This is a genomic window from Microbulbifer variabilis (assembly GCF_056232115.1).
In genome coordinates this window covers 205,325-228,973 of record NZ_CP174325.1, presented here as the reverse complement: position 1 = coordinate 228,973, position 23,649 = coordinate 205,325, and the positions used below count along the sequence as shown (strand labels likewise).

Below are 23,649 nucleotides of genomic sequence, written 5' to 3'. Positions count from 1 at the left end.
TGCCCAATTTGGCATTTGGACACTGTGATCTATGCGCTTGAAAACCCTGCCGGACTTTTGTAGGAGTTTTCTTTCGCCTCTTTTTTAGGAGGTTTTAAGCAATAAGTTTGCTCGCCTTTTGAACATATTGATTGCTAATTAGTTCATGTATATGCAAGTGGTCGGCGGGTGTGTTGGACTGGCGATGCTTCAGGTACAATTGCGCCTCTCAAATTTTCGGGGCCTTGTGCGATCCTTCTTTTGCACATTTTTTCTCATTCAGACAAGAGGCAACCTCCCGCAATGCTAGTTCTGCGTGGTGCTCCCGCACTGTCGAAATTCCGCCATAAAAAACTGCTCAATCAACTGCGCGCGCTGCAACCGACCATAGACGACCTCTACGCTGAGTTCGTGCACTTTGCAGATAGCGACTCACTGGATAACAAGGAGATGGCGCTGCTTGAGCGGCTGCTCCAATATGGTCCGACTGAGGAACAGCATGAGCCCAAAGGAGAGCTGATCCTGGTGGCGCCTCGTCCGGGTACTATTTCCCCCTGGTCTTCCAAGGCCACGGATATTGCCCACAATACTGGACTGACAAAAATCCATCGCCTGGAGCGGGGAATTGCCTACTACCTTACTGGCGTGGAATTAACTGACGCTGAACGCCAGGCTCTGGCTTCACAGCTGCACGATCGCATGGTTGAGGTGGTGTTTTCCGGCTTTGAGCAAGCGGAGCAGCTGTTCGTCGAAGAAGAACCGCGCCCATTGCGCGGAGTGGATATCCTCGAGGGCGGCCGCGAGGCGCTTGAGGATGCCAACGTTACCTTGGGCCTGGCTCTTGCCGAAGATGAAATTGATTATCTGCTCACCAGTTTCCAAGAACTGGAGCGTAATCCGACTGATGTAGAATTGATGATGTTCGCCCAGGCGAATTCCGAGCATTGCCGCCACAAGATCTTTAATGCCTCCTGGACTATCGACGGCGAAGAGATGCCGCATTCCCTGTTTGGCATGATCAAGAATACCTATCGTAAAGGAGGTGACAATGTATTGTCTGCCTATGCCGATAATGCCGCAGTTGTGGCGGGCAATGTAGCCGGTCGTTTCTACCCCGATCCGGAAAGCAAGGAATATAGCTTCAGTAATGAAGCTATCCATATGCTGATGAAGGTGGAGACCCATAACCACCCTACAGCGATCGCACCTTTCCCCGGTGCCGGTACCGGTGCCGGTGGTGAAATTCGTGATGAGGGTGCGGTGGGTCGCGGATCCAAGCCGAAAGTCGGTCTGACCGGCTTTACTGTTTCCAACCTACAGATTCCCGGCTGGGAGCAGCCTTGGGAGTCCAATTACGGCAAACCCGAGCGTATCGTGACCGCCCTGGATATTATGATTGAGGGTCCCATCGGCGGTGCGGCATTTAACAACGAATTTGGTCGCCCAAATATCTGTGGTTACTTCCGTACTTTCGAAGAGAATTTTGACGGCGAGCGCCGCGGCTATCACAAGCCGATTATGTTGGCTGGTGGCTATGGCAATATCCGCGAAGAGCATGTAGAGAAGCCCGAATTTTCCCCTGGGGCCAAACTGGTAGTGCTGGGTGGCCCGGCCATGCTGATTGGCCTTGGTGGAGGTGCCGCTTCCAGTATGGCCAGCGGCTCCAGCTCTGAAGATCTGGATTTCGCTTCGGTACAGCGCCAGAACCCGGAAATCGAGCGTCGCTGCCAGGAGGTTATCGACCAGTGCTGGCAGCTGGGTGAGAGTAATCCCATTGCTTTTATCCACGATGTGGGGGCGGGTGGTTTGTCCAACGCTTTCCCCGAACTGGTGAAAGATGGCGGTACCGGCGGCAATTTTGAATTGCGCAATGTGCCCTGCGATGAGCCGGGTATGAGCCCGCTGGAAATCTGGTGTAACGAATCCCAGGAGCGCTATGTACTGGCGGTTATGCCGGAAGACCTGGAGCGCTTTGAGCAAATCTGTGAGCGCGAGCGCGCGCCTTACGCCGTTGTTGGTGAGGCCACCGAAGACAAACACCTGCTCTTAAATGACAAGCAGTTCGATTCCAAGCCGGTGGATCTGCCGATGTCGGTACTGTTCGGCAAGCCGCCGCGCATGCACCGCGAGGCAGAAACTCGCCAGGTGGAAACCAAGGCGTTTTCCACTGCCGATATCGATCTGAATGAAGCGGCTGAGCGGGTGCTGCGCCTGCCTACAGTGGCTAGCAAGAGCTTCCTGATCACTATCGGTGACCGCACTGTAACCGGCCAGGTTTCCCGCGATCAGATGGTCGGACCCTGGCAGGTGCCGGTGGCCGATTGCGCGGTAACTACCGTTGCCTATGACAGCTACGCCGGTGAAGCCATGTCTATGGGTGAGCGCACTCCGGTGGCATTGCTGGATGCGCCGGCCTCGGGCCGCCTGGCCGTGGGTGAGGCAATTACCAATATCGCCTGTACTCCGGTGAAACAGTTGTCCGATATCAAACTCTCTGCCAACTGGATGTGCGCTGCGGGCCACCCGGGTGAAGAGGAAAAACTCTATCGCACCGTGGAGGCGGTGGGTATGGAGCTGTGTCCCGAGTTGGGCATTACCATCCCGGTGGGCAAGGACTCCATGTCTATGCGCACTGCCTGGGAGGAAGAGGGTGAGCAGAAGGCGGTTACCGCTCCACTCTCACTGGTAGTTTCTGCCTTTACCCCGGTTACCGATGTGCGCAAAACAGTGACCCCGCAACTGCGCACCAATAAGGGTGAGAGCGAGTTGCTATTGGTTGACCTGGGTGCCGGTAAAAACCGCCTGGGCGGTTCCTGTCTGGCGCAGGTCTACAACGAGCTGGGTGACAAGCCCGCAGACCTGGATGATGCCAAGAAGCTGAAAGGTTTCTTCGAGGTGGTACAGCAGGCTCTGAATGAAGACCTGATCATGGCCTACCACGACCGCGCCGACGGCGGTCTGTTTACAACCCTGGCGGAAATGGGCTTTGCCGGCCGCGTGGGTATGGATGTGGAAATCTACGAATTGGGTGAAGACCCGATTGCGGCGCTGTTCAGTGAAGAGCTGGGTGCGGTATTGCAGGTTCCCGCCTGTGAAGCGGATATGCTGGTACAGCGCTTTGCCGCTGTGGGTGTACCCACCCACAAGATCGGTTACCTGAACAATAACGAACACCTGTGCATCACCAATAACGGTGTTGAAATCTTCAAGCGCTCCCGTGCTGAATTGCAGCAGATCTGGTCGGAAACCAGCTTCCGCATCCAATCCCTGCGCGATAACGCCGAGTGTGCCGAGCAGGAATTTGCTGTAATCGCCAAAGAAGACCCGGGCCTGACAGTAAACCTCACTTTCGATATCAACGACGATATCAGCGCACCCTATATCGCTAGAGGTGTTCGCCCGAAAGTTGCTGTACTGCGAGAGCAGGGCGTGAATAGCCAGGTGGAAATGGCGCACTCTTTCCACCGCGCTGGCTTTAACGCTGTCGACGTACATATGAGTGACATCCTGTCTGGTCGTGTCGCTTTGGATGAGTTCAAGGGTTTGGTGGGCTGTGGTGGCTTCTCTTACGGCGACGTACTAGGTGCTGGTGAGGGGTGGGCTAAAACCATCCTGTTTAACGATCGTGCCCGCGATCAGTTTGAGGGCTTCTTCAATCGCAACGATACCTTCGGCTTGGGGGTGTGTAACGGTTGCCAGATGTTCTCAGTGATCAAAGAGCTGATTCCAGGTGCGGATCACTGGCCGCGCTTTGTGCGAAACCTCTCTGAGCAGTATGAAGCGCGCTTCGCACTGGTGGGCATTGAAGACTCACCTTCCGTGTTGTTTAAAGGTATGGCGGGTACTTACATGCCGGTTGCCGTTGCTCACGGTGAGGGGCGCGTGGAGTTTGCCGACCAGCAGGCGCTGGAGAAGTGTGAAGCTTCCGGTACTATCGCGATGCGCTACCTGAATAACAAAGGGGAAATCACCCAAACTTACCCGGCCAATCCCAACGGATCGGTCAATGGTATTACCTCCCTGAGTTCTGAAGATGGCCGCGTGACTATTATGATGCCGCACCCCGAGCGTGTTGCCCGAGCTGTCAGCAACAGCTGGCATCCAGATGAGTGGAAAGAAGATTCCGGCTGGATGCGCTTGTTCCGCAATGCGCGGGTGTTTGTCGACTAAGTCAGATCTTCTGTCGGTGGTACTTTTCGGATGGGTGGAAATCCCAAGGTGCCCCGATGTTTGTCGTGGCGACATTGTCGTTGTCGCCACGATTTTCCTCCTAGGCTTTCACAGTTTTTAAATGTCCATGGCGCCTAATCCGCCATGCCAGAAGATGACTTGATATTTCCTGCTACACTTAAACGATTATTCGAAATAACTTTTTTCGCTATGGTGCAGTTATCTGTATCGATTATTGAATACTTTTCTGTTTGCTATGGGTGCTTGCAGCGTGGAAGGGCACTCATCATTCCCTCTCAATTTATCTTTTGTCCGCCAGTTTCTAACCAGAGCGGATCACGGCAGTACCCAAAGCATTTTTCCCCATTTAGCAAAAGTAATTAAGGAGATTGTCATGGCGTACAATGAAACATTGGCAGAAAAAGTGCGCAACCTACTGCAGGGAAATCAAGGTCTGAGTGAGAAACAGATGTTTGGTGGCCTGGCATTTATGTTAAATGGCAATATGGCTTGTGGTGTAGTTGGGGAAGAGCTAATGGTTCGTGTTGGGCCGGACAATTACCAGGATGCATTGGCGGAGCGCTATACCAGGCCAATGGATTTTACCGGCAGGCCCCTTAAAGGTATGGTGTATGTTGAAGAGGATGCCGTTGCGGAAGATTTGGATAACTGGGTAAATCGCGGTGCCGAGTTTGCCGGTTCTCTGCCTCCCAAGTAATTTTAACATAGCGAGGCCAGCATAACGGTGAGAAAAAGAGCCGACAATTGCACTCCGGTTCTGAAGCTTTATCTGCTATTTCCCCTCAGTAAGCCTTCTCGCTAAAAAACACTGTGCCATCTACAATCAGCGCCGAGCACTTTTAATAGAAGCCGTAGGAGATTGCTGTGACACTCGGTCGCGGTATTCGCTAAGGGTATCGATCATGTATTTTATCGAATTAAATAATGGTGTGGAAATTCCCCAGATTGGAATGGGAATGTCCGCGCTGGGCAGCTGGCAGCAGGATGATGAGTACGTCACTGATGTTATTTTAAAAGCTATCGCTATTGGCTACCGGTTGTTTGATACCGCTTCGATTTGCGGAAATGAGCGGGCATTGGGCCGTGCAATAAAGGAGTCTGGCCTACCCAGGGAAGAACTTTTTATTACCAGTAAAGTTTGGGATACGGAGCAGGGTGGGACAAAAACCCATGATGCCTTTGCTCGGAGCCTAGAGCGATTGCAGCTGGAATACCTGGACTTGTATTTGATTCAATGGCCTGTTCCCGCTTATACGCGTGAAACCTGGGAGGCTATGGAGGCATTATACCAGCAGAAAAAGGTAAGGGCGCTGGGCTTATCAAATTTTCGCAAATCGGATATCGAGCAGATTGCGACCTTTGCTGAAGTGCGACCGGTTATTAATCAAATAGAGTTGCATCCATACTTTACTCAACAGCCTTTGGTCGATTACTGCCAGTTTCACAAAATTGCTATTGGCTGTTGCTCTCCTCTAGGATCGGGAAGTTGGAGCGGTGTGCCTCTTGCTGAAAAGCCAATTGTGGATCCGGTGATAGCCGAAATCGCCGATAAGTATTCAGCTACGCCTGCACAGGTAATTTTGAAGTGGAATATCCAACAGCACCGTATTGTAGTGCCCAAATCGGAGTCCTTAGAGAATATTAGGACCAATTTTTTGTTGAGTGATTTTAATCTGAGTAATGCAGATATTCAGGTAATAAACAGCTTGAATTGTAATAAACGTTTTGGTGGTGACCCGGATTATGTACATAAAATTAATATGACTTTAAAAGTGCCGGATTAAGAGAGAACTTAAGAAATTTACAACTCTACTGATTTTGATGTCAGGTTCTTTGTTAAATTAAATTTTCTGGATTTCTCCATTTCAATCTTGATGTTTAGAAGTTATCTTGCGCAGAATTTCATAACTTGCAATAGCGCAGGCTGATGTCACATTCATTGAGGAGTTAACACCCTGCATAACTATATGTACAGTTGCATCGGCTATCTTCAATAATTCCTCACCAATTCCATCTTTCTCCGAACCTAGAACCAAACAGATCTTATCACCCCCGGTAACTGGGGCATGACTTAATTCAACACTATGTGATGTAATTTCCAGGCAGATAATTTGATACCCCTCTGTTTTCAATCGTTGGGCAGTTTTTAGGGCATCATTCTCGTATTGATAGGGGATCTGCTGTTCTGTTGAACGGGAAACTTTGCGGATCTTGGAGTTTGGCGGTACTAGGCTCTTTCCTGCCAGGTAAATTTTCTCCACGCCCAAAGCATCGGCAATGCGAAAGAGCCCCCCCACGTTGCTGGGGGTACGGATGTCAGTGGCGAGGTAGCAGAGAGAAAACTTATGTCTGCCAGGTGAATGATCGTTGTGCTCTTTTTGCATGTTACTACTGCTGAAGTTCTTTGCCAGGTCCCTAAAATGTTTCAGGGGTGTTCTATTGTTGATGTCTGTGAGCCTATTTTGGCTTCTACGTGAGATCTACTCTGCAGCTTACGCATTCTCTCCACCAGGGAGGGTTCGCGACTGGCTTTCTGGTTTTGGATCTGCATGGCCTGGCGGTAGACTTTGTCCGATACAATAAACTCTTCGGCTCTTTGATTGATTTCACTATAGCGGGTGTTTAGCTCGGAGACCTTGTTGGAAAGGTGCTCGAGGTCGAGGATGCGGTCGAAGTAGAGTGCAATCAGGCGCTCACACTCCCTGGCAATCGCCAGGTATTCATTGCCTACTTGACGATGACCTTCGTAGTTCTTTTTGAAATTGAAAAAAGTCTGAATTCCCCCCAGCAGCGCCGCTATTAATGCCAGTGCAGCGCCAGTCCATTTGGTCCAGTCAGGCAGTTCAGCATTGATCAGGGAAAAGAACAGGGAGCCTAAGAACAAGTTAACTACTACGATTGGTACACCGCAGAGCACGTGCAGGTTTCGGCCTTTCATAGAGGCCCGGAAGTGGCTGTGCTTACACAGGTGTGCGTTCCAACGCAATTTATCCAGTACTTCAACTGTATTGGGTATCGAACTCATGAATCCCTTCCGCCTGTTTTGCACTCACTTTGAGGGTGATAGTTTGCCGGATAATCATGATATGTACAGGAAAAGGGAGGGGAGGAATTATGGGCGTGTATGTTTTATAGGCAAGTTTTGTGTGGGGCCCCGTGTAAACAGTAAGTGAGTACCTGCCGAACAAAGCCCCAGTCTCTTGGCGTGGGATCAGAAACTATAGGTTACGCCCACTGCAGAGAAGTTGGCTTTATCATCTTGAATCTCGTAGACAGTGTGCTCCAGGCTAATACTCCAGTCACCAGTGGTCCAATTCACTTCCACACCATAGTAAGGGTTGCTGCCGCTATCCTTTTCATTGTCCCAGCTGTAAGACCTATAGTAGGGTTCTACCTCCAGCAGCTCACGATCACCGTTATACCAGTTGAGAGTACCGGAGGTCTCACTTTGGCCGCTATTGTTTTCACACCACTGGTGAACACCAAGGCGAATACCAGCATTTAGGTTTTGCTGAATTGGTGCTGTGAGAGCTAATCCTACGCTATAGGAGTTATATTCAGCTTCCTGTTTACTTTTGTAATCATAGTTTTCCACTATGAAATCATCATCGTCAATGTACCATTCGAGGCCGTGAACATTAGATTCATAGTCTCTGCGGATACTTCCCAGATCAGTCATACCCCCCTCAACAGCAATATAGCGATTTACCCGGTAGCCAAAAATAAAGGCATAACCTGTAGAACTAAGGTTCTCTCTAAGTGCGTAGGAGCTTTCTGAATCGAACTCTGTATGGCCGAGTGAAGCTTTCAAGTAGAAAGGTTTTTCTTCAGCGTAAACGCCGGTGCTGGTCAGCGCAATAAGGGTAACAAGAGTGGTGTATTTCAAAGGGTACCTCTAGAAGCAGATGCTCAAGCCTTTAATCAGTGCCTCCTACAAAATAATAGGGTTCGTTGAGGTCCCTCGCTTATGTGGAGGTCTTTAGCTTTTGCTTGGAAAGAAAATAACAAAATAATAAATTGTCACTATTGTACATTTGCGCCTGATTTACTAAAAGTGCCTCATTTCCAATTTGTAGGCCTGTCGGGCTTTCCTGGTAAGTGAATATTTGCTCTTTTGATGGCATTGTTGTTATCGATTGAGTGAAATTTAAACAGCGACTGATAGGGTTTTGTGTACTGCGGATACTTTTGGATTTTCTTATCTCAAACTACTGCGCTTAGTGTCTGCTTTCTTGTATTTTGTGTGCCCACCTGGAGGGCTGAGGACACCGAATCTGATTACCCGAAAGGATAGATAAACCAATAACAAATTTACCCTTACGCATTTTGGGGGCAGGTATGTCGATTGCGCGGCAGCGCTTCATAGTTTTGGGGCCATTGTTGGCAGTGGCTTTCTACTTCTTTTTATCCATGGTAGGGATGCAGTATCTGCCTGCAGTTACCGCAGCAATTACGTTGCTGACGGTAATCTGGTGGATTACTGAGGCCCTGCCTATTCCCGCCACGTCTTTGGTACCTTTTGTGCTTTTGCCCTTATTTGGAGTTGCAGACCACAAAATGGTAGCAGCCTCTTTGGGCAGTCATGTGATATTACTGCTGATGGGCGCATTTATTTTATCGAAGGCCCTGGAAAAGAGTGGTGCCCATGAGCGCCTTGCCCTCTATATGCTGCGTCTCTTTGGGGTCTCCAGTGGCCGGCGCTTGGTTTTGGGTTTTATGCTGGCTGCCGGGTTCCTCAGCATGTGGATTTCCAACACTGCCACAACCCTAATGATGTTACCCATTGCTTTGGCAATCCTCTCCCGCATAAAAAATGAACGTCTTACTATCGCATTAATCCTTGGTATCGCTTACGCAGCCAGCCTCGGGGGGGTGGGCACGCCCCTTGGGACCCCCCCTAATGTGATTTTTATGGGAATCTATGAAGAGGTGACTGGCAGGGAATTCAGTTTCTTGGGTTGGATGAAGGTGGGAGTGCCGGTTGCCCTGGTAACTTTACCAATAATGGCTCTTTGGCTAACCCGTAATGTGCATCTGAAAAATAAAATTGAACCGCCGGTGATTGGAGAGTGGCGGGCTGAAGAAAAGCGCACACTGATAGTTTTTGGAGTGGCAATCTTTTTTTGGGTTACGCGCAACGCACCATTTGGTGGCTGGAGTGATTGGCTGGGAATTAGGGCTGCCGGGGATAGTACGGTCGCCCTCGCGGCAGTGGTAGCCATGTTTATGGTACCGAATGGCAAAGGGGGGCGTCTGCTGGATTGGCAGACTGCTGAGACAATCCCGTGGGGAATGCTACTGCTTTTTGCTGGTGGTATTGCCCTTGCCAAGGGCTTTACTGCCTCAGGGTTGAGCGACATGCTTGGGAATGGGCTCTCATTCCTGACTGCAATGCCGCTGTGGTTGATGTTGGTTATTTTGTGTCTTGGGGTTACTTTCCTGACAGAGATTACCAGTAATACAGCTACGGCGACTTTACTAATGCCGATCCTCGCTGTAGCGGCCACCTCCGCAGGTTTCGATCCCATGGTGTTGATGATTCCCGCCGCTATGAGCGCAAGTTGTGCTTTTATGCTGCCAGTTGCCACGGCGCCTAATGCCATTGCCTATGGAACAGGAAAGGTGCGTATGCAGGATATGGTGCGGGAGGGTGCAGTGCTGAGCGTGACCGCTTCACTCATTATTGCGGGGATGTGTGGATTGATATTGGCATAGAGCGGCTGGCAGTTGCTTTTTTGATCGTCTGGTCATGTATTTTGAATAAGAAAATGGAACTGTAGAGGAATAAGAATCAATGAAAACCACCACCGCGACGTTAGTATTCGCCCTGGGCCTTGCCGCTTGTGGCAAGTCCAGTGATGAGACAGCTAACGCTAATTTAGATGCAATAACACCTTCTGAGCAGCCATCGGCTCCAGTTGCTAAAAAAGTGCCTCATAAGATGATTGTGCACGGTCATGAGCGTATAGATAACTACTATTGGATGCGCGATGACGAACGCAAGGCTCCAGAAGTCATCGCGCATCTTGAGGCGGAAAATACTTATACTGATACTGTTATGCGCCACACTAAAGAGTTGCAGGAACTACTCTTTGAGGAAATGACGGGGCGACTGGAGAAGGATAAATCAACTGTACCTGTGTACCACAATGGATACTGGTATTACACCCGTTACCTGCCGGAAAAAGAATATGCTATTCATGCACGCCGTAAAGGTAGCCTGGAAGCTGCTGAGGAGGTGATGCTGGATGTCAACCAACTGGCGAAAGATTCAGGTTATTTCAGTGTTGGGCGCCTAGGGGTGTCTCCCAGCAATAGGTTGTTGGCATATCCGGAGGATAATGTAGGGCGTCGTGTTTACACTATTCGTTTCAAAGATCTGAAAACTGGGGAATTGCTGCCTGATAAGTTGGAGAATGCCTCCCCGGTAGCTGTTTGGGCTAACGATAACCAGACAGTTTTCTACATTAATAAAGACCGCCAGACCTTGCTTGGTTATCAGGTAATGCGCCATAAGTTAGGGACGCCGCAAAGTGAAGATGTCGTTGTTTATGAAGAGCGTGACAAAGCATTTTATACCTGGATTTCCAAATCAAGAGATGGGGAGCTGGTGAGGATTCACCACAGTTCCACAACCAGCAGTGGCCAGTCAATCCTGGATGCTAACGCCCCGCTCACTGACTTTTCACCTTTGCATCCCCGCGAAGAGGATCATGAATATTCAGCTCTAAAGCTGGGAGATGAATTTTATATCCTGACCAATTGGCAAGCTGAAAACTTCCGCTTGATGAAAGCTGCACTGGCAGATGCTGCAGATAAGTCTAAGTGGCAGGAGGTGATACCACACAACAACGATGTTTTATTGGAAGATTTCACCTTATTTAACCATCACCTTGCTGTGATAGAGCGAAAAGCTGGTCAAACGGGTCTTAGGATTATCAATCTCGAGAACAATAAAGATATTCAGGTAGGTTTTAATGATCCAGTATATAGATTGGGCCTGAGCGCGAACCCCAACCTGGATTCTAATAGCGTACGGGTATCTTATTCGAGTTTGACGACACCAAATAGTGTTTATGAGGCCGAGCTAGATACCGGTAATCTGGAGCTGCTTAAGCAAGATATAGTTCCTGGTGGCTTTGATCCAGAGCACTATCAAAGTGAAGGCATTCTGATTACTGCCCGCGATGGGGTAAAAGTGCCGGTATCTCTTGTGTATCGGAAAGATAAATTCCGGCAGGATGGTTCTAACCCTTTGCTGCAGTACGCTTATGGCTCCTATGGTAGTACGGTGGACCCCTGGTTCCGCTCTTCTGTGATTTCACTGCTTGATCGCGGCTTTGTATTTGCGATTGCTCATATTCGCGGCGGCCAAAAATTGGGGCGGGCTTGGTATGAAGATGGAAAGATGTTCAATAAGAAGAACACTTTTACGGACTTTATCGATGTAACCAAAGGCCTTACTAAGATGAAGTATGGCGCTCCAGATAAGATATTCGCTTCAGGCGGTAGTGCCGGTGGTCTGTTAATGGGGGCCGTCGTGAATATGTCTCCGGAGTTATATCGGGGAGTGACTGCGGCAGTACCATTTGTCGATGTTGTGACCACTATGCTGGATGAGTCTATTCCTCTGACAGTCAACGAATATGATGAATGGGGAAACCCGAATAATAAAGATAGCTATGAATATATGCTGTCATATTCACCCTACGATCAGGTGAAGGCACAAGACTATCCCAATCTGCTTGTAACTACTGGCCTGCATGACTCCCAGGTACAGTATTTTGAGCCTATGAAGTGGGTGGCTAAGTTACGTGAGTTTAAAACTGATAAAAACCGGCTGCTGTTCAATGTAAATATGGAGGCCGGACATGGCGGCTCTTCCGGTCGCTTTCGCCGTTACCATGAAACTGCTTTGCAGTATGCCTTTTATCTGGATCTCATCGGGCAGGAGGCAGTTGCTGTACCTGTAGAGTAACTGGAGTCTCACTTTAAGAAACGTGCACTTCTCCACTTTGAGGATGTAGCGAAAGTTGCAGCTTGGAAATAAGGGAGGCAAAGCTTTTGGTAGGCTTGCTTCCCTTTTCTAATTCAAGAGAGAGTGAAATTTACTTATTTGCGGTAGTCAAGCGGTGGCTTGCGATTGCCGAGAAGGGGGATGTACTCAAAGCTCTCTCCACGCTTTTGGCTGAACTCTTGCTTAGCCTGTTCCACCAGTTCAGGGTACTTCAGTAATTGAATTCCAGTGAGTGCCAGGGTTTCTGCAGCTAAAAGCATCCCTTTGTGACCAATACTTGTCCCTCCTGCCGCTACGGCCTGCCAGGTATGGGCTGATGTGCCCGGAACCCAGGTTGCGGTGGTAAAACCGCCTGTAGGCACACTCCAACTTACGTCCCCCACATCGGTGGAGCCGGGGAAGGGGGCCTCGCTAGGGTTATAGTCGACAATGTTTTCTTGGTCACCGATTTGACGACCGGGGCGGTGAGTAAGTCCCTCCAGGTTCTTGGCAAATTCCAATTCATCGGTTGAGTACTGGATACCGCCAAATTGCCGCATACTGGAATCGATAAGGCGATTCAGCGTTTGGTTTGGTAGAAGACTATGGTTACCATGAATTACCTCCCACTCCACTTCAGTACCTGTGCCTTGGGCGGCAGAGCGCGCTATCTCTTCCACACGTGACCATACTGGCTCTAGGTCTGCAGCACTGCGATCACGTACATAGTAAAAGACCTCTGCATTGGCTGGAACGACATTGGGTGCCATTCCACCATTTGTAATTACATAATGAATGCGGGTGCTGTCTGGTACATGTTCACGCAACATGTTTACCATGAAGTTCATAGCTTCGACGCCGTCCAAAGCGGAGCGGCCATGTTCAGGTGCAGCGGCTGCATGGCTGGCAATACCCTTGAAACGAAATTTTGCAGACTTGTTTGCCAGGCTGGATTGTGGGTGAGCTTCATTTTGGTCACCCGGGTGCCACTGTAGAACTATGTCGGTATCTTCAAAAGCGCCAGCTCTTACCATATAGACCTTGCCAGAGCCTCCCTCCTCAGCTGGCGTACCATACAGGCGAATCTCACCGTCCGTGTCAGTTTCCTGTAACCAACGACTGAGCATAACCGCTGCTGTTGTTGATCCAGCGCCAAACAAGTGATGTCCACAGGCGTGCCCAGCGTTCTGCTTCTCAATCGGGCTATGGTAGGGCACCGCTTTTTGGGAGACTCCGGGTAGCGCATCCATTTCTGCCAGTAGTCCAATGGTTGGTCCTCCTCGTCCCTGTTTAAAGGTGGCGATGAAAGCAGTGGGTATGTCTGCGATACCCTCTTCGATCCTGAAACCCGCAGCTTTCAACTGAGCTTGGATGGCCGCACTGCTGAGGGTTTCCTGATAACCTACCTCGGCCAAACTCCACAGGTGATCAGCGAGTTCAATAGCCTGGGATTTCATCTGTTCAGATTGGCTGCTAACCCAACTAGCATCCTCTGGTAGTGATTCAGGTCCTGAAGCATCTGCTGTAGCAACTGAGATAGCAAAAATAAGGGCGGGGAGTGTACGTCGGACCATATGGAACTCCTGCTGTTATAAAATAGATATTCAAGAAAGTAGGTGTATACAAAGTATCAGTTTGGGGAGAGTTTTTCTCTGTTTTCATTACTCAGGTGAGTCCTAATTTACTCACCAGAAATCAGGCTGGGAGTGAGTCCCTATTTAAAAGTCTCTTGTCATTTTACTAGTCGTCCTTGCTTTAGGCTGATATAAGTCGGTATGAATTTTTACGGAGTATTTTTACATGCGTAATTTTTTAGATATTGAGGCTCCGGTAATTGATAGATTTGGAGGAGAGGCAGGCCTTGAAGCAAGATTGACAAAACCCAAGGCGGCGGAGCAGATCCAGTCTATTCCCAATAGTCAGTGGCTATCTGCCGCCTCAAGGGCTGTTTTTCAGGCGGGATTTAGCTGGAAGGTGGTGGAGAAAAAATGGCCAGGAATTGAGAATATCTTTCATGGGTTTGACCTATCTTTTTGCCGGTACTTGCCGGAAGAGGTACTTGATGACCTGATGCACCAGGAGGGAATGATAAAGCATTGGACGAAAACACGATCGATACCAAGGAATGCAGATTTTTTTTGGCAGCTGTCTAATAAGCACGGCAGTCTGGGAAGCTATTTTTCCAGCTGGAATACAGCTAATTATATAGAGAATCTAAAGTATCTGCGCAGGGGCGGAGATAGGTTGGGAGGTAAAACTACTCAAGTATTCTTACGCCGAATGGGGGTAGATACTCTGGTTTTTGCTAGCGATACCATAAGGGCGCTTGTCAGGGAGGGAGTAGTGGATAAATCTCCCTCTTCAAAAAAGGACTGGGCAGCATTGCAAGAAGCAATTGAAACCTGGCAAATGCAATCCAATCGCAGTTTGAATGAAATTAGCCAGATATTGTCACTATCTGTAGGGTGAGTTTAGGGGTGCTGGATAGGGGGTGGTGATAGCTATCCAGCGCTTCATTCAGATACCGAAGTCAAGCCCTTATTCAAAGGCTGATTTATTGGGTTCTGGACTCAGACTGAATTCTAAAATCTACTGCAAGATCTGCTTCATATAGAATCTCATCAAAGGAAGGTTCCTGCTCGAAAGAGTAAAGGTCATCCTGTTGTACTCTGGAGCCAGTGACTACGACTTCCTCAATAGCCATGGCACCACCGGTGGCTCGAAAGTACGTGTTATTTTTCCGAATGCCGACGGGTATTAGTTTTACACCCAAAGCCATCTCATAGTCGGTTTTCTGTTGTAAAATATTTTGTAGGGCTTGAGACTGTACCTCTTTGTTGGTCTGCCTCTCTTTTGAATGCTCAAATGCAGTGTTTACAATCATAACCTCTTTATTTTGATCTGCGAGCCGGGCGACAGCTTGTAGCTGATCTTCTCCCTCTATTGTAATTGCTACTCGATTCATTACTTTGTAGCTGTTAGGCCTTTTGCCTAGCCAGCCAAATTGTGGAGAAGAAGAAAATCTGGAGTTCTTGATTTTATCTTGATCAATGCCTGTTGTAATGAGGCTCTGTCGGAGCTTTGTACGAAGAGAGTGATTTGCTGTGATGGCATCTGATAATTGTTCTTCTTCGGTAGTAACGACTAAGCTGATGATGGCACGGTCAGAATAAGCGGTTTCTTCAGCGCTACCACGGATTGTGACAATATTGTCTGCAGGATATAGGATTCCGCGTAATTCTTGAGGAGAACCCTTTATCTCTGGTTCGGCTACGCAGATATTGGATAGAAGAAAGGTAAATAACAGTAGCATCCTGTTCATTTTGATTTCTCACTTTGAAAAGTCGTTGTTGGTGGGCTTATATTAAAAATTAGCTGAAGTTGTAATTATATTTGCAAACCCCTCCGAGGTCATTAATTAGTCATACGTGACCAAAATCACTAAAAACTGATTTAAATTGCCAAAGTGTGACAAGTTGAGTGTTAGGCGTTCTGGGGAAATAAATTCTGATTTTTATCAAATAACTTTTCTAGATGACTTTGGGTCACCCGGGGGCTAAGGAAAGTCTTTTTAGGGAATTTTTATGGCTAATTTCATCTAGATAAAAGCTTTTATCTATACTTTTTCCAGGTTTTTATCCTATGCATATTTATTCCTCAGGCTTACTTTGAACCAGTAGACACTTTTTGCTTTAGCTACTTCGCAGAAAATCGATTGCATAGCCTTTAAGGTCGGCCGTTGTTTCTAGGTGGGACAACCTGGCTAGGCCCAGCCAATAACTATATTTGTAGCGACTTTCTGGAAGAGCAGAACTCATGGGAACATTATTTAACAAGAAATTACTTGCAGTTACCTTAGTAACACTTCTGACCGCCTGTGGTGGGGGTGGCGGGGGAGACTCATCTTCTGATACTGACCAACCTGCAGGAGATGGTGGTAGTGGACAGGGTTCCGGAAATGGGCAAGGAGGCGCAGGTGATACGCCAATATCAGATAATGTCGGTACTTCAGTGATGGTCGGTGATGTAGAAGTCACTGAGCTTGGATTTGCCACTTTGACAGCTGTGGATGTGACCTTGCCTGATGCAATGAATAACGCCAAAGAAGTCTATCAAATGGCTCATTATATTGCTCGGACAGATGGTGAGCAGAATGAAAATGACATTGATATCCCTATTCGTAACTATGTAGCTACCTGTGCGACGGACACCGAGACTCCCCGAATGTTTGTCTCAACAACTTTATCTGAGGGGACCAGCGCTGACGATACCACCTATGGTTCCGTGTATGAACTAAAATATAACCCCGAAACCTCCAGCTTCGACCAGACAGGCAATGCGACAATTTTAAAACAATGTCATGAATCCCATGGTATTGCCGCGAGCAAAGATTGCTCCCGAGTGGCAGTACTTTGTAATACAGATTACCAGGCGCATGAACGCTACGAGGTTCAAGGGGACCTTGTGGAGCAGTATGGTAGCGGTTGGATGACAATGGAAGATAATATTGACAAAATTGAAGCACGAATTAGTAATGAAATTGGCTTAATGGTGGCCACTAATCATGGAAAATTCATTGATTTCTTCACTGAGCACCCGACATTAAAATTTGATGATTTTCTCCCCGGTTTGAAAAGCACGTTCCCTGATACTGATTTCGGTGAATCACCTTCCTTTACTACCATTAAAGGTGCTGAAATGCAGGAGGAAATGGAATATATCATAGATAATTTATCCTCTGCCGATCACGATGCTCTTCTACAACATATTCGTGACAATGGTTACAAATATAATGATCAGATATGGCTGCTGGAGTGGGAGAGCGAAGCTCTGAGTGAAACGCCCGATGCTTATGTAGTAAATAAAATGCATGGCGGATCTCATGTGGGAACAGAAGAATTGGTTTACGTGGATACAGATAGCCAGGGGAGGTCTAGCTATGCTTTCTCGGCCTCAGCCCGTGTATTCGATAATGAAGGGGACTCACATTATTCTGCGGGCTTAACGGTTATCAATCGAAATGATTGGTCGCTGAATATGAGTGGTTCGGATAATCGCGGTTGGTATTGGGCTTGTGGCGATGGCCATGTTGTCAATATCCGGGCATTCTATAATCCCGATAATGAGAAATATGGGGCTCTATGCACTAGCGACTGGAATGACTGGATTGGCAGCACTCACGGTCAGCTTGGAACTATCGCGATTAAAATGGAAACCTCAAGTTCGAGCTCTGAAGGCTATTTTAACCATTTTGTACCTTCAACCGCGGCAATGGTCTCCAATGGTGGAGGGCATACTGTTGTGCCCCTGGATGCAGATACTAATTTGTCATTAATTGTCTCTCCAAAATTTATTGCTGATGCCGATATGGATCGGTTTCTACAAGATGAAGTGGGTGTAGACCCTAGCAAAGAGGGGCCATTTGACGAGGAGTGTTCAGATTATGATGAAAATAACTGCTTCCTCTCTTATATGTCTTACAATTATTGGTACCCAGAGAAAGCCCAGTTTCCTTCAATTGAGCGTCAAGGACTTTATTCAGGAGATGCTCTGGATCCTTCCTCTCTGACACGCATTGGTATTGCTAAGGTCAATGGTAGTGGAAGCATTAGTGGGCAAGGCTTTAAGTGGCTGGTAGAGGATAATGATTGCCAGATTAGTGATCCTCAGCTAGTTGACTTAAAAAATGGTCGTTATTTATTCGGATATGCCAAGTTCCAGTGTATCTCGGATAACTTACCCTTTGATCGAATTTATAGCCCAAAGTCATTACGTCTCTTGGTTCCCAAAGCCTACTATGTGATGGAAATTGATGCGGACTTGAATGTTCTTGAAGGGCCGATTCAGTTGCCTAATCATGGTTGGGGTGGATTGGATGAACCTATGTATATGGGGGGTGGCAAGGTAGCTTGGAGTTACATCAAGAACCCAACTTTTGAAAACTATGGTGGTGGTCAGCAGAATACGTGGCAGGCGATGATTTATCACTCAAAAAGCGTTAACTAATTCGATTGTAATTTGATCAGCAGTTTTAATTTTCTGCGCGCTTTTTATAGAGGGTTTGTTGACTAAAAAAGGGGGGGGAAAGCCCCCTTTTTCACATTTGCTATTTTTCGACCTGGTTAAAATTTGGACAAAAAATCTATCCAGATGTGGGGTTCTTCCTGTGCGGTCTGTTTGATTTACCAGGGCTTTGGTCAAGATTTATAAGTTTTTTAAAATATATTTGGTTAACTGCCTGAATTCTTGCCTTCTGACTAACTGGTCTGCAAGCATGTCGCTCCGGGTTCTCGTTTGGCGCTTGAAGTCCTATTATCGCAATATCTTCTCCAGATAAGTTTGCCAGTCCAAAAATAGTATTCCGGCCAATAAAAATAATTTTTTGGAAGTGTGAAGTGGGGCTGGGAAAAAATATAAGGACACAACAATGACATTCTACAAACGATTGGGTGTAAGTCTCTCTCTTGCACTTGCTGGGCTTATGGCGTCAGCTTTTGCAGCAGCTGACAACTGCTATATTCTCGTCCATGGTCATGGTACCGAAGGGCATATTAAACAGCGCACTGATTCTCAAGGTAAGCTGGAACAGCCAGCCCTGGATTATTGGAGCGAGGCTTTCTTTGATAAATACAATGGTAGTAATTTTATCCAGCAGTTGCGCATGAACGGTGGCAACTACGGAGTAGTTGGATATAACTCCACCGATGAGGGTGAAATGCCCTATTGGCATGATGGCACAGCAGGTGAGATTGCCCGGCAGATCATTGATATTCGCAGTGGTAAGGGAGATGGATACCAGCATGATAATCAGTGTGAAGCCGATGATACCTTTTGGGTGATTGCTCATAGCCAGGGTGCGGCGCAAATGATGTACCTCACCGGCAATGCTGTACCCGGATCTCCTTACTACAATCGCGCTTATAACCAGTTTGACACAAATACTGTTACTGAAAGCTCAAAGGTTTGTACTGGCAGATGGTTCTGGAAGAGATGTAAAACCGAAACCAAGACCTATAACGTAGCTGGTTTAGATGACCGTTATGCGGTTGAGGTTGACTTTAATAAAGCGATTAGTGGTATTGCTGCAATTTTCACTACTGGTGGTGCTATTACCGGCACAGAATTTGTCGATCGGCTGTGTAACGGTAGTTGGATAGAAAGCGTGGTCAATGATCTGTTTATAGGTCGAGAGTGCTCAGCGGTGCGCTATCTGCAGACAAATGATATTTATGCGGTGCGTAACTATGTAGGTACAAATTTGGCTGCACCGGTTTATACCATTGGCGGTTATGCGGGCTTCCCTGGCATTGCAACTGCAAGTTCCCTGTTGTTGGGCGGTGAAGACGACGGTTATATTAACCTGGCGTCTCAGATGAACTGTTCTGGCTCAGGGAAGCGCAACCTCTACTCAAACCTGAAAGAATACAAAACCTTCCTGGGTATCGCATACGGTAGCGCGATCTTCTCCTGTGATAATGATCACAAAGGTACTGCACGCTCTTATAACCTGGCGAGCCTCTATACTGACCATGATGCTCAGCGTAACGGCGGTATTATGGCCCCAGACTACACTGGTATCCCCGGTGGCCTGAACTGTGGTGCCGGTAAAAATACGGCTGGTCGTATTGCTGCCTGTACAGAGTAATTAGCTCATCGTTTTAAAAAGCCCGCTTTTAAGCGGGCTTTTTAGTTTGCGGGAATCACATATTTACTGCTATTAATTTTTAGCTCTAGTGATCCTCTGCCACTTGTAAATTGTTCTCTGCTTTCATACGAGATACTTCGATCTCTTCCGCAAAAATCTCATGGATGCCGAAACGGTAACTGTCAGTACTGTTTGCCGCATGGGTACCGCCCGGAATCGTTGTAAATGCAATGCGCCAGGGAGTGTTCTCTCGTTCTTTCCAGTGCTTATGCCAGGAGAGTGCATCATTGCGTAGGTTTGGCATGTCTTTAGAGCCACTGGTTACTACCAGAGTCAGATCCTCTCTTGTCGCTTGTACAGGTTCCCTATGGAAAAACTCCTGCTGTGGAAGAAAGGTGGCGTTACTAGCTATCAAGCCTTGAAATAAGTCGGGCTTAGTAAAGGCCGTGTACAGTACAAAATGCCCCCCGCGGCTTTGACCGAAGAGAACCCGTTGCTGAGGGTCTACCGCGTAGCGGCTTTCAACTGCTGGCAAGAGCTCCTGCTCTAGAAAGTTGAGAAACTGTGCTGCACCGCCGTACTTAAGTGTGTCACTGTTACTGGGTAGCGAAAAGTCAAAACTGCGATGATTGATCTCGGGTTTAAATGAGCCGTATGCAATACCTACGATAATCGCCTCGGGGGCGTAATCGTCGTAATGCATAAATAGGTGATTAGTAGCCAAAATTGGGAACAGGGAATCCCCATCGAGGAGATAAATTACCGGGTAAGTTGTATCCTCGTTTGAATTATAGCCCTCAGGCAGGCGAGTATAGATATGGTAGGGACGCCCAATAATCGTTGAATCCAACTTAAAGTAGTCCCCTTTCAGGGCAGGCAAAAACTCGAGTGGTTGGGAATGACTTTCAGGAGAAGAGTTACTTTGGTGGTTAGCAGGGCAGCCACTTAGCAGTCCGGTTGCTAGTAGCGTTGATAGAAAACGAATAAGGGGCTTTTTCATTGAGTCTCCTATACTAACGGTGGGATTCATTGGTTGACTAGGTCTCTACTTATATTCTCAAGTGGGGTGCTAATGAGCAATATAAAGCTTGCTTCTGGTAGAGATTTCCCTTCCATAAAGGTACAGCGACTTGGCGGAGGTGAGTTGGTGCTGGGGAAGCCCGACGGTAGTTTTCATTGGCAGATGGTAGTCGCTTACCGAGGTAAGCACTGCCCTCTTTGTACCAAGTATTTGCGTGTATTGAGTGTGCTACTACCCCGCTATCATGCGGAGGGTATTGACGTGGTTGCTGTCTCTGCCGATACCGAGGAAAAAGCTTCTCTGCATATGGAAACAATTCAGCCGGGATTTACTATCGGTTACGGTTTATCAATACCCCAAATGCAGCAGCTTGGGCTCTATATTTCAAAACCCCGCTCCCCAGAAGAAACAGACAGGCCCTTTGCTGAACCGGGTGTTTTTGTCATCAACGAATCAGGAAGGCTGCAAATAGTCGATATTTCCAATGCACCTTTTGCAAGGCCTGACTTGCAAACGCTATTGGTGGGTATCGAGTTTATTCGAAATCCTGATAATCATTACCCAATTAGGGGAACATATTAGGAGTTTTTAAATACACAGCTAATTTGGGGAGACTGCTTTTTGGATTAAAAGTTCATAGTAAAGTTAGGGGTCTTGAATTTAAGGGGGGAGGGTAGTGATGAACGCTTTGCTATCTAAAGTTAATGATTCCAAGCTTACTCTAATTGCTAGTAGAAAATTTATATTTATTGATGGCCTTAACAAAAAACTATATCTGTTTATGGTAGAGAGATTATTACTCAGTATCAATTTCTCGATAAAGTGTTTGTTACCCTACATGATTGGCGGTCTCTGGATCAGGGAGTTAATATCTATCTGCTCTCTATAGGGGGAGTTGTGGATTTTACTTTGAATTCGGATGTCGACTTGTGGGGAGGTTTGGATGACGTAAAAGTTATCTAGCCGAATACTATTTGCTTTGCCGAATTCTTTGCGCTGGCGACTGCGCTGCTATGAGTGAGCAAAGCCGATTTTTATATCTTTCTACGCCTTTTGGCTTTTGGTGGTGTCGAAACTTATTTCATTCCTGATTTTCATTGCAGCGTCTCAAGTGAATCGTATATATAAATATCAGGCGGCGAATCTGTAAATGTCTATTTCCTAAGCAAGAAAACAGGTGTTTAGCCTGTTATCTTACTTTTATTCAATGGAATTAAGCTTCTTTGTCAGATTATTGAAACGATAGCTTCAATATGAATGGCTCATTTAGAAGTTGTTCAGTTCTTCCCGCAGATCGACCTCTAGCTCCTCTGAGTTAGTAATCCATACGCTTTTATCCGACGCAGGAAACACACCTATTTCAATGCCGTCACCTTTTAAGCCGGAAAGCCACTTCTTTAAAAACTGTGGTAAGGGAATACTTTTAGGGGTGAGGCCTGCTTCATTCTCAGCATAGGCTTGGGCAAATTCAGCGCTTGGCCATACTGGTAGATATTCAAAGCCACCGTCTTCATCGGTGTGTATTTTAAGAAAGCAATTTTGGCTATCGATCAGTATCCAGATCTCCCGCTCTTCTCCGGCTATGCTCAGGAAATACTCATAGCGATCTTCACAGCTCAAGGTAGCAATATCGTTCAAATCAGGGGTGTTCATAGAGAATTCACAATCATAAATTTAAGACGGGCGGCTACGACAGACAGCGTCTTCTTGGGGGTTGAGTGCAGCTAGTATGAGTTATTATGCGCCAATTTTGAATCTTGTCCAAACTGTTTAACCTATTGATAGGCGTCAATGGTGATCTATAAGGGCTTTAGTGGAACATAAATCTAGTTTGAGGGAGGTAGTAAGAATAGGGACTCACTATATGCTGTATTCCCAAAGTCACTATCTATACATGGTGATTGCTATTGTTATCTGACTGTACATATCTCAAAAACAATCCTCTCGATGTTTCACAAAGGCCTCTTGAGCACATCTTATTTGGCTTTTCCCCCTGTTTATTTAGGTTCTCCCCCCGTTCACAGCTTTCTTCTAGAACACTTTCCTTCTACCCCCTAACTTTGAGGTTTTATTTAGGTAAGGTAGTTAACATGGAAAATCAAAGACAAGTATCAAGTCATCAAAGCAAAATTAATGTACTACTAGCATTAAGCGTACTTTTTTTGGGCGGCTTAATGGGGCTTAAGAGGGATACAGTTGAGTTTGAAGAGATTTTTGTCGAGCGAATCAATATTGTAGAAAAGAACGGATTAAATCGTATGGTTCTAGCAAACTCAGATAAGGCGCCAGGGGTCGAAAGGTATGGGCGAGAGGTATTTCGATCAAAGTCCTCTAGGCCTGGGATGATTTTTTACAATGATGAGGGGACTGAAAATGGGGGATTTATATTTCGAGGAAGTCAGGACGGTGGTATAACTAACCATGGGTTACATCTATCTTTTGATAGATATAATCAAGATCAAACTCTAATGGTGCAACACATTGAAAGTTCTGATTATATGGTCACGGGCCTTACAGTAATGGACCGTCCTGATCAGGATATGGATTTTGATCTGTCTAAGGAGTTTAGTGAGGCTAAAAGGCTTGGCGATAAAGAGCGAATAGCATGGTTAACAAAGCGGTATAAAGAAGAAAAGCTTGGCGGGACTAGAAGGGCTTTTTACGGTACCCTAAATGGTGATTCGAAGCTTCAGCTAAATGATATTGATGGAAACAAACGTATTCAGCTAATGGTTACCAAAGATGGTGAGGCAAAATTAGAGTTTCTCGATGTCAATGGTCAGGTTATTATGCGTCTTCCGCAGTAAATAAATAAGT

17 protein-coding genes are annotated in these 23,649 nt (G+C 47.0%); 10 read left to right on the top strand and 7 right to left on the bottom strand.

From position 1 onward, the window contains the following. Window positions 1-282 precede the first annotated feature (282 nt). From purL to ACJJI7_RS01010, 3 genes are all read left to right on the top strand, one after another. The gene (gene purL, locus ACJJI7_RS01020; RefSeq protein ID WP_444901132.1) at window positions 283-4,149 is read left to right on the top strand and encodes a phosphoribosylformylglycinamidine synthase; all 3,867 of its coding nucleotides are present in this window, start codon (window positions 283-285) and stop codon (window positions 4,147-4,149) included. 394 nt (window positions 4,150-4,543) lie between these two features. Then, window positions 4,544-4,867 carry a TfoX/Sxy family protein gene (locus ACJJI7_RS01015; RefSeq protein ID WP_020412695.1) on the top strand — a complete coding sequence of 108 codons (324 nt, stop codon included), beginning with the start codon at window positions 4,544-4,546 and terminating at the stop codon, window positions 4,865-4,867. Between the two features lie 205 nt (window positions 4,868-5,072). Beyond that, entirely contained in the window at window positions 5,073-5,954 is an 882-nt protein-coding gene (locus tag ACJJI7_RS01010; protein WP_020412696.1) for an aldo/keto reductase, read from the top strand. 81 nt (window positions 5,955-6,035) lie between these two features. On the opposite strand, the gene ACJJI7_RS01005 is transcribed toward ACJJI7_RS01010, so the two are convergent. The 3 genes from ACJJI7_RS01005 to ACJJI7_RS00995 all read right to left on the bottom strand — a co-directional run bounded on the left by ACJJI7_RS01005 (window position 6,036) and on the right by ACJJI7_RS00995 (window position 8,056). After that, window positions 6,036-6,554 carry a TrmH family RNA methyltransferase gene (locus ACJJI7_RS01005; RefSeq protein ID WP_353376070.1) on the bottom strand — a complete coding sequence of 173 codons (519 nt, stop codon included), beginning with the start codon at window positions 6,552-6,554 and terminating at the stop codon, window positions 6,036-6,038. A 41-nt stretch (window positions 6,555-6,595) separates the two neighbouring features. Continuing rightward, the gene (locus ACJJI7_RS01000) at window positions 6,596-7,195 is read right to left on the bottom strand and encodes an SLATT domain-containing protein (RefSeq protein ID WP_020412698.1); all 600 of its coding nucleotides are present in this window, start codon (window positions 7,193-7,195) and stop codon (window positions 6,596-6,598) included. 186 nt (window positions 7,196-7,381) lie between these two features. Further along, window positions 7,382-8,056 (bottom strand): outer membrane beta-barrel protein, encoded by a 675-nt coding sequence (locus tag ACJJI7_RS00995; protein ID WP_444901133.1) that lies wholly within the window; start codon window positions 8,054-8,056, stop codon window positions 7,382-7,384. Window positions 8,057-8,508: 452 nt separating this feature from the next. On the opposite strand from ACJJI7_RS00995, the gene ACJJI7_RS00990 reads away from it, so the two are divergent. After that, window positions 8,509-9,885, top strand: a complete 1,377-nt coding sequence (locus ACJJI7_RS00990; protein ID WP_444901134.1) for an SLC13 family permease — start codon at window positions 8,509-8,511, stop codon at window positions 9,883-9,885. A 79-nt stretch (window positions 9,886-9,964) separates the two neighbouring features. Then, window positions 9,965-12,148 carry a S9 family peptidase gene (locus ACJJI7_RS00985; protein WP_353376072.1) on the top strand — a complete coding sequence of 728 codons (2,184 nt, stop codon included), beginning with the start codon at window positions 9,965-9,967 and terminating at the stop codon, window positions 12,146-12,148. 134 nt (window positions 12,149-12,282) lie between these two features. On the opposite strand, the gene ACJJI7_RS00980 is transcribed toward ACJJI7_RS00985, so the two are convergent. Next, window positions 12,283-13,740 (bottom strand): amidohydrolase, encoded by a 1,458-nt coding sequence (locus tag ACJJI7_RS00980; RefSeq protein WP_444901135.1) that lies wholly within the window; start codon window positions 13,738-13,740, stop codon window positions 12,283-12,285. Window positions 13,741-13,966: 226 nt separating this feature from the next. On the opposite strand from ACJJI7_RS00980, the gene ACJJI7_RS00975 reads away from it, so the two are divergent. Further along, window positions 13,967-14,635 carry a DNA-3-methyladenine glycosylase I gene (locus ACJJI7_RS00975; RefSeq protein ID WP_444901136.1) on the top strand — a complete coding sequence of 223 codons (669 nt, stop codon included), beginning with the start codon at window positions 13,967-13,969 and terminating at the stop codon, window positions 14,633-14,635. Between the two features lie 85 nt (window positions 14,636-14,720). Here ACJJI7_RS00975 and ACJJI7_RS00970 read toward each other — a convergent pair whose 3' ends face one another. Further along, window positions 14,721-15,488 carry an SIMPL domain-containing protein gene (locus tag ACJJI7_RS00970; RefSeq protein ID WP_020412704.1) on the bottom strand — a complete coding sequence of 256 codons (768 nt, stop codon included), beginning with the start codon at window positions 15,486-15,488 and terminating at the stop codon, window positions 14,721-14,723. A 494-nt stretch (window positions 15,489-15,982) separates the two neighbouring features. On the opposite strand from ACJJI7_RS00970, the gene ACJJI7_RS00965 reads away from it, so the two are divergent. Together ACJJI7_RS00965 and ACJJI7_RS00960 are read left to right on the top strand one after the other, a co-directional pair. Then, a complete protein-coding gene (locus ACJJI7_RS00965; RefSeq protein ID WP_444901137.1) occupies window positions 15,983-18,172 on the top strand; it encodes a hypothetical protein in 2,190 nt (729 codons plus the stop codon). Window positions 18,173-18,593: 421 nt separating this feature from the next. Further along, on the top strand, window positions 18,594-19,811 hold the full coding sequence (locus ACJJI7_RS00960) for a hypothetical protein (protein ID WP_444901138.1): 1,218 nt from the start codon (window positions 18,594-18,596) through the stop codon (window positions 19,809-19,811). 85 nt (window positions 19,812-19,896) lie between these two features. On the opposite strand, the gene ACJJI7_RS00955 is transcribed toward ACJJI7_RS00960, so the two are convergent. After that, window positions 19,897-20,811, bottom strand: coding sequence for an alpha/beta hydrolase (locus tag ACJJI7_RS00955; RefSeq protein WP_444901139.1), 915 nt, complete (start codon window positions 20,809-20,811; stop codon window positions 19,897-19,899). A 72-nt stretch (window positions 20,812-20,883) separates the two neighbouring features. On the opposite strand from ACJJI7_RS00955, the gene ACJJI7_RS00950 reads away from it, so the two are divergent. Then, window positions 20,884-21,414, top strand: a complete 531-nt coding sequence (locus tag ACJJI7_RS00950; RefSeq protein ID WP_020412708.1) for a redoxin domain-containing protein — start codon at window positions 20,884-20,886, stop codon at window positions 21,412-21,414. Window positions 21,415-22,098: 684 nt separating this feature from the next. Here ACJJI7_RS00950 and ACJJI7_RS00945 read toward each other — a convergent pair. Next, window positions 22,099-22,485 carry a DUF2750 domain-containing protein gene (locus ACJJI7_RS00945; RefSeq protein WP_020412710.1) on the bottom strand — a complete coding sequence of 129 codons (387 nt, stop codon included), beginning with the start codon at window positions 22,483-22,485 and terminating at the stop codon, window positions 22,099-22,101. A 437-nt stretch (window positions 22,486-22,922) separates the two neighbouring features. On the opposite strand from ACJJI7_RS00945, the gene ACJJI7_RS00940 reads away from it, so the two are divergent. Further along, the gene (locus tag ACJJI7_RS00940) at window positions 22,923-23,639 is read left to right on the top strand and encodes a hypothetical protein (RefSeq protein ID WP_020412711.1); all 717 of its coding nucleotides are present in this window, start codon (window positions 22,923-22,925) and stop codon (window positions 23,637-23,639) included. Window positions 23,640-23,649 lie beyond the last annotated feature (10 nt).

Excerpts from the sequence above, each read along its gene's own strand:
- purL (WP_444901132.1), top strand. The coding sequence starts at position 283 with ATGCTAGTTCTGCGTGGTGCTCCCGCACTGTCGAAATTCCGCCATAAA.
- ACJJI7_RS01015 (WP_020412695.1), top strand. The coding sequence starts at position 4,544 with ATGGCGTACAATGAAACATTGGCAGAAAAAGTGCGCAACCTACTGCAG.
- ACJJI7_RS01010 (WP_020412696.1), top strand. The coding sequence starts at position 5,073 with ATGTATTTTATCGAATTAAATAATGGTGTGGAAATTCCCCAGATTGGA.
- ACJJI7_RS01005 (WP_353376070.1), bottom strand. The coding sequence starts at position 6,554 with ATGCAAAAAGAGCACAACGATCATTCACCTGGCAGACATAAGTTTTCT.
- ACJJI7_RS01000 (WP_020412698.1), bottom strand. The coding sequence starts at position 7,195 with ATGAGTTCGATACCCAATACAGTTGAAGTACTGGATAAATTGCGTTGG.
- ACJJI7_RS00990 (WP_444901134.1), top strand. The coding sequence starts at position 8,509 with ATGTCGATTGCGCGGCAGCGCTTCATAGTTTTGGGGCCATTGTTGGCA.
- ACJJI7_RS00985 (WP_353376072.1), top strand. The coding sequence starts at position 9,965 with ATGAAAACCACCACCGCGACGTTAGTATTCGCCCTGGGCCTTGCCGCT.
- ACJJI7_RS00980 (WP_444901135.1), bottom strand. The coding sequence starts at position 13,740 with ATGGTCCGACGTACACTCCCCGCCCTTATTTTTGCTATCTCAGTTGCT.
- ACJJI7_RS00975 (WP_444901136.1), top strand. The coding sequence starts at position 13,967 with ATGCGTAATTTTTTAGATATTGAGGCTCCGGTAATTGATAGATTTGGA.
- ACJJI7_RS00970 (WP_020412704.1), bottom strand. The coding sequence starts at position 15,488 with ATGAACAGGATGCTACTGTTATTTACCTTTCTTCTATCCAATATCTGC.
- ACJJI7_RS00965 (WP_444901137.1), top strand. The coding sequence starts at position 15,983 with ATGGGAACATTATTTAACAAGAAATTACTTGCAGTTACCTTAGTAACA.
- ACJJI7_RS00960 (WP_444901138.1), top strand. The coding sequence starts at position 18,594 with ATGACATTCTACAAACGATTGGGTGTAAGTCTCTCTCTTGCACTTGCT.
- ACJJI7_RS00955 (WP_444901139.1), bottom strand. The coding sequence starts at position 20,811 with ATGAAAAAGCCCCTTATTCGTTTTCTATCAACGCTACTAGCAACCGGA.
- ACJJI7_RS00950 (WP_020412708.1), top strand. The coding sequence starts at position 20,884 with ATGAGCAATATAAAGCTTGCTTCTGGTAGAGATTTCCCTTCCATAAAG.
- ACJJI7_RS00945 (WP_020412710.1), bottom strand. The coding sequence starts at position 22,485 with ATGAACACCCCTGATTTGAACGATATTGCTACCTTGAGCTGTGAAGAT.
- ACJJI7_RS00940 (WP_020412711.1), top strand. The coding sequence starts at position 22,923 with ATGGAAAATCAAAGACAAGTATCAAGTCATCAAAGCAAAATTAATGTA.